At 71.3% G+C, this 3,742-nt stretch carries 4 protein-coding genes; 3 read left to right on the forward strand and 1 reads right to left on the reverse strand.

What is annotated here, in order from left to right:
• The first annotated feature begins 179 nt into the window (after positions 1–179).
• Positions 180–1,382: an ornithine--oxo-acid transaminase gene (gene rocD / locus ABFX51_RS33740; protein ID WP_091506174.1), complete on the forward strand. Its 1,203-nt coding sequence runs from the start codon at positions 180–182 to the stop codon at positions 1,380–1,382.
• A gap of 9 nt (positions 1,383–1,391) precedes the next feature.
• Here rocD and ABFX51_RS33745 read toward each other — a convergent pair whose 3' ends face one another.
• The gene (locus tag ABFX51_RS33745; protein ID WP_091505662.1) at positions 1,392–2,249 is read right to left on the reverse strand and encodes a helix-turn-helix domain-containing protein; all 858 of its coding nucleotides are present in this window, start codon (positions 2,247–2,249) and stop codon (positions 1,392–1,394) included.
• Between the two features lie 144 nt (positions 2,250–2,393).
• On the opposite strand from ABFX51_RS33745, the gene ABFX51_RS33750 reads away from it, so the two are divergent.
• Positions 2,394–3,413 (forward strand): aldo/keto reductase, encoded by a 1,020-nt coding sequence (locus ABFX51_RS33750; RefSeq protein WP_091505660.1) that lies wholly within the window; start codon positions 2,394–2,396, stop codon positions 3,411–3,413.
• Between the two features lie 136 nt (positions 3,414–3,549).
• A partial coding sequence (locus ABFX51_RS33755; protein WP_346056161.1) for a leucine zipper domain-containing protein occupies positions 3,550–3,742 on the forward strand: 193 nt, incomplete at its 3' end.

Here is a 3,742-nt window from a genome sequence, read left to right on the forward strand (position 1 = left end):
CAGGCCGACTACCGACACACCACGGCTACCGCTGCTTGACATAAACATTAGGCAGCACTCTTCCAGACCGGCCGGTATGTTGGCGAGTCCACCCGCGGCACAACGATCGGCCGTCACGACCCCGAACTGCGCAACGAAGTGCTCCTGATCATTGCGTTTTCCGGCTCTAACCTGTGAGCATGACGACCTCGGCCGACTTCATCGCACTCGACGAACGCTGGAGCACGCACAACTACCACCCGCTCCCGGTGGTCATCGCCGAAGCCGAGGGCGCGTGGGTCACCGACGTCGAAGGCAGGCGGTACCTGGACTTCCTGTCGGGCTACTCGGCGCTGAACTTCGGCCACCGGCACCCGGCGCTGGTCGCCGCCGCGGCCGAGCAGCTGGGCCGGGTCACGCTCACCTCCCGCGCCTTCCACCACGACCAGCTGGGCCTGTTCTGCCGCGAGCTGGCCGAGCTGACCGGCACGGACATGGTGCTGCCGATGAACTCGGGCGCGGAGGCCGTCGAGTCGGCGCTGAAGGTCGCGCGGAAGTGGGCCTACGAGGTCAAGGGGATTCCGGACGGCACGGCGGAAATCGTCGTCGCCGGGTCCAACTTCCACGGCCGCACCACGACGATCGTGTCGTTCTCCACCGACGAGACGGCGCGCTCGCACTTCGGGCCGTTCACGCCGGGGTTCGTGGTGGTGAAGTACGGCGACGCGGCCGCGCTGCGGGACGCGATCACCGAGCGCACGGCGGCCGTGCTGCTGGAGCCGGTGCAGGGCGAGGCCGGTGTGGTCGTACCGCCCGCCGGCTACCTCGCGGAGGCGCGGCGGCTGTGCGACGAGGCCGGGGTGCTGCTGATCGCCGACGAGATCCAGTCGGGGCTGGCGCGCACCGGGAAACTGCTGGCGCTGGACCACGAGGGCGTGCGCGCGGACCTGTACACGCTGGGCAAGGCGCTCGGCGGCGGGATCATGCCGCTGTCGGCGGTGGTCGGGCGGCGGGACGTGCTCGGTGTGCTGAAGCCGGGCGAGCACGGCTCGACGTTCGGCGGGAACCCGCTCGCGTGCGCGGTCGGCCGGGCGGTGATCCGGCTGCTGTCGACGGGCGAGTTCCAGGAACGCTCCACGCGGCTGGGCGAGCACCTGCGCGAGCGGCTGACGGCACTGATCGGGCAGGGCGTGGCGGAGGTGCGCGCACGCGGCCTGTGGGCGGGCGTCGACCTGACGCCCGGCGGGCTGTCCGGCCGCGAGGCGTCGGAGGCGCTGGCCGCGAAGGGCGTGCTGTGCAAGGAAACGCACGGCAACACCCTCCGCATCGCCCCGCCGCTGGTGATCAGCGAGGCGGACCTGGACCGCGGCCTCGACGCGATCGCCGAGGTCATCCGGCGGTAGCACGCATTTTCAGGTGTCCGTTCCGGCTGCCGTCAGCGCCTGGACGCCGATGACCTCCAGCAGCCGCAGCCGCTCGGCGGTCTCACTGCCCTCCGCCGCGGTGAAAGCCATGATCCGCAGGTCGGTCCCGAGTGCCGCGAGGATGTCGCAGTCGAGGGTGATCTCGCCGATGGTGGCGTGCCGGACCGTCTTGGTCAGGGGCTCGTGCACGCCCACCACGCCGGAGTCCCACAGCGCCGCGAAGTCGTCGCTGCGGGTCCGGAGCTCGGCGATCAGTGCGGCCAGGCCGGCGTCCTTCGGGTAGCGGGCCGCCGCCGCTCGCAGGTCGGACACGAAGGCCGCGCGGTGTCCCGGCTCGCGGCTCACCGCCTGGGGGTATCCGGCAGGGGGTTCGACGAAGGACCACCACACCGCGTTGCTCCGGAAGTCGTGTGGTGTGGGCGGGTTTCCGAACAGCGCGGCCCACAGCGGGTTCCACGTGATGAGGTTCCACGCGGCGTCGTACACGCTCAGCGGTGTGCTCGTCAGCCGGTCCAGCAGGCGCTGGACGCCCGCGGGCACGTGGTCGGACACGTGCCCGGGGCCGGGCACCGCCTGACCGGCGAGCACGAACAGGTGCTCACGCTCGGCCGTCGTCAGCCGCAACGCGCGGGCCAGCGTGGACAGCACCTGGGGCGACGGCTTGGTCGACCTGCCCTGCTCGAGCCGCACGATGTAGTCGACGGACAGGCCGGCGAGCTGGGCGAGCTCCTCACGCCGCAGCCCTGGCGCACGCCGGTGCCCGCCGTCCGGCAGGCCGACCTCGGCCGGCTTCGTGCGGTCCCGCCAAGCGTGCAAGGCCCTGCCGAGATCCGTGGTTCCGGTCATCTGCCCAGTATCGGCGGTCGACCGCGGCCCGTCGTGGTACTCCGGATCCACCGGTTGCGGCGGGTACTGGCTGGTTCCCCGGGGGCTCGCGGAAGGTGGGTGCGGACCGGCGGGATCCGCCCGCCGCATCGGAGGAGCACGTCGATGGAGTACCGCAAGCTCGGGCGGACCGGGATCGAGGTCAGCCCCTACGGGCTCGGCACGTTGATGTTCGCGAGCCAGATGGGCAACGAACCGGACGAGTCGATCCGGATCATCCACAAGGCGATCGACGCCGGGATCAACCTCATCGACACCGCCGACCGCTACGGCGACTCCGAGGACATCGTCGGAAAGGCGCTGAAGGACCGCCGCGACGAGGTGGTACTGGCCACCAAGGTCGGCATGCCGATGGGCGCCGGGCCCAACCGGCAGGGCGGCTCGCGCCGCTGGATCACCACCGCCGTCGAGAACTCGCTGCGCAGGCTCGGCACCGACCACATCGACATCTACCAGCTCCAGCGCCCCGACCCGGACACCGACCTGGAGGAGACCCTGTCCGTGCTGACCGACCTCGTCAGGGCGGGCAAGGTGCGCGCGATCGGTTCCTCGACGACGCCCGCGTCCCTGATCGTCCAGGCCCAGTGGGCCGCCGAACGCGCCGGGCTGCAGCGGTTCCGCACCGAGCAACCGCCGTACTCGGTCCTGAACCGCGGCATCGAACGGGAGGTCCTGCCGCTCGCGCAGGAGTACGGCATGGGCGTCCTGGTGTGGGGCCCCTTCGCCCAGGGCATGCTGACCGGCCGGGTGCGCAAGGGCGGTGGCAACGACCTCAAGCGCGCCGGGTTCTCCCGTCACCTCTCCGACGAACGCCGGATCGACGTCGTCGAACGACTCGTCCCGCTCGCGCGGGAGGCGGGCCTGCCCATGACCCACCTGGCGATGGCGTTCGCGATCGCCCACCCGGGCGTCACCGCCGCGCTCCTCGGCCCGCGCACCATGGCGCACCTCGACGACCTCCTGGCCGGGGCCGACGTCGAACTGTCCGACGAGGTGATGGACCGGATCGACGAGATCGTCCCGCCTGGCACCGACGTCACCGCGCTCGACCAGGAGTACCGGCCCCCGGCGTTGCTCGAGACCGCTCTCCGGCGCCGCCCCGCCGGGCGCCGGTCAGCGGCCTGAGCGTGTCCTAGGTGTGATGTGCAGGGACGTTGTCCCGGGTTGGGGTGACTGGTGACGGCCTGTCGTGCAGACAGGTGAAGGCCTCCGGATGTGAAGTGGAGCTGTCGAGGAACCGCTTCACCGACTGGAGGCCTTCGTGTCCCACCCTAACGCCACCCTGACCCCACGCACCCGGCTCCGACTTGCCCAGCTGATTGTCGAACAGGGCTGGACCTGCACCGCAGCGGCGAAGATGTTCATGGTCGCCGCGAAAACCGCGGCCAAGTGGGCCGACCGCTACCGGCGCGAAGGCGCCGCCGGGATGGCCGAGCGCAGCTGCCGCCCGCACC

This window comes from Amycolatopsis dongchuanensis (genome assembly GCF_039542405.1).
In the GTDB taxonomy this organism is placed as follows: Bacteria; Actinomycetota; Actinomycetes; order Mycobacteriales; family Pseudonocardiaceae; genus Amycolatopsis_E; species Amycolatopsis_E sacchari.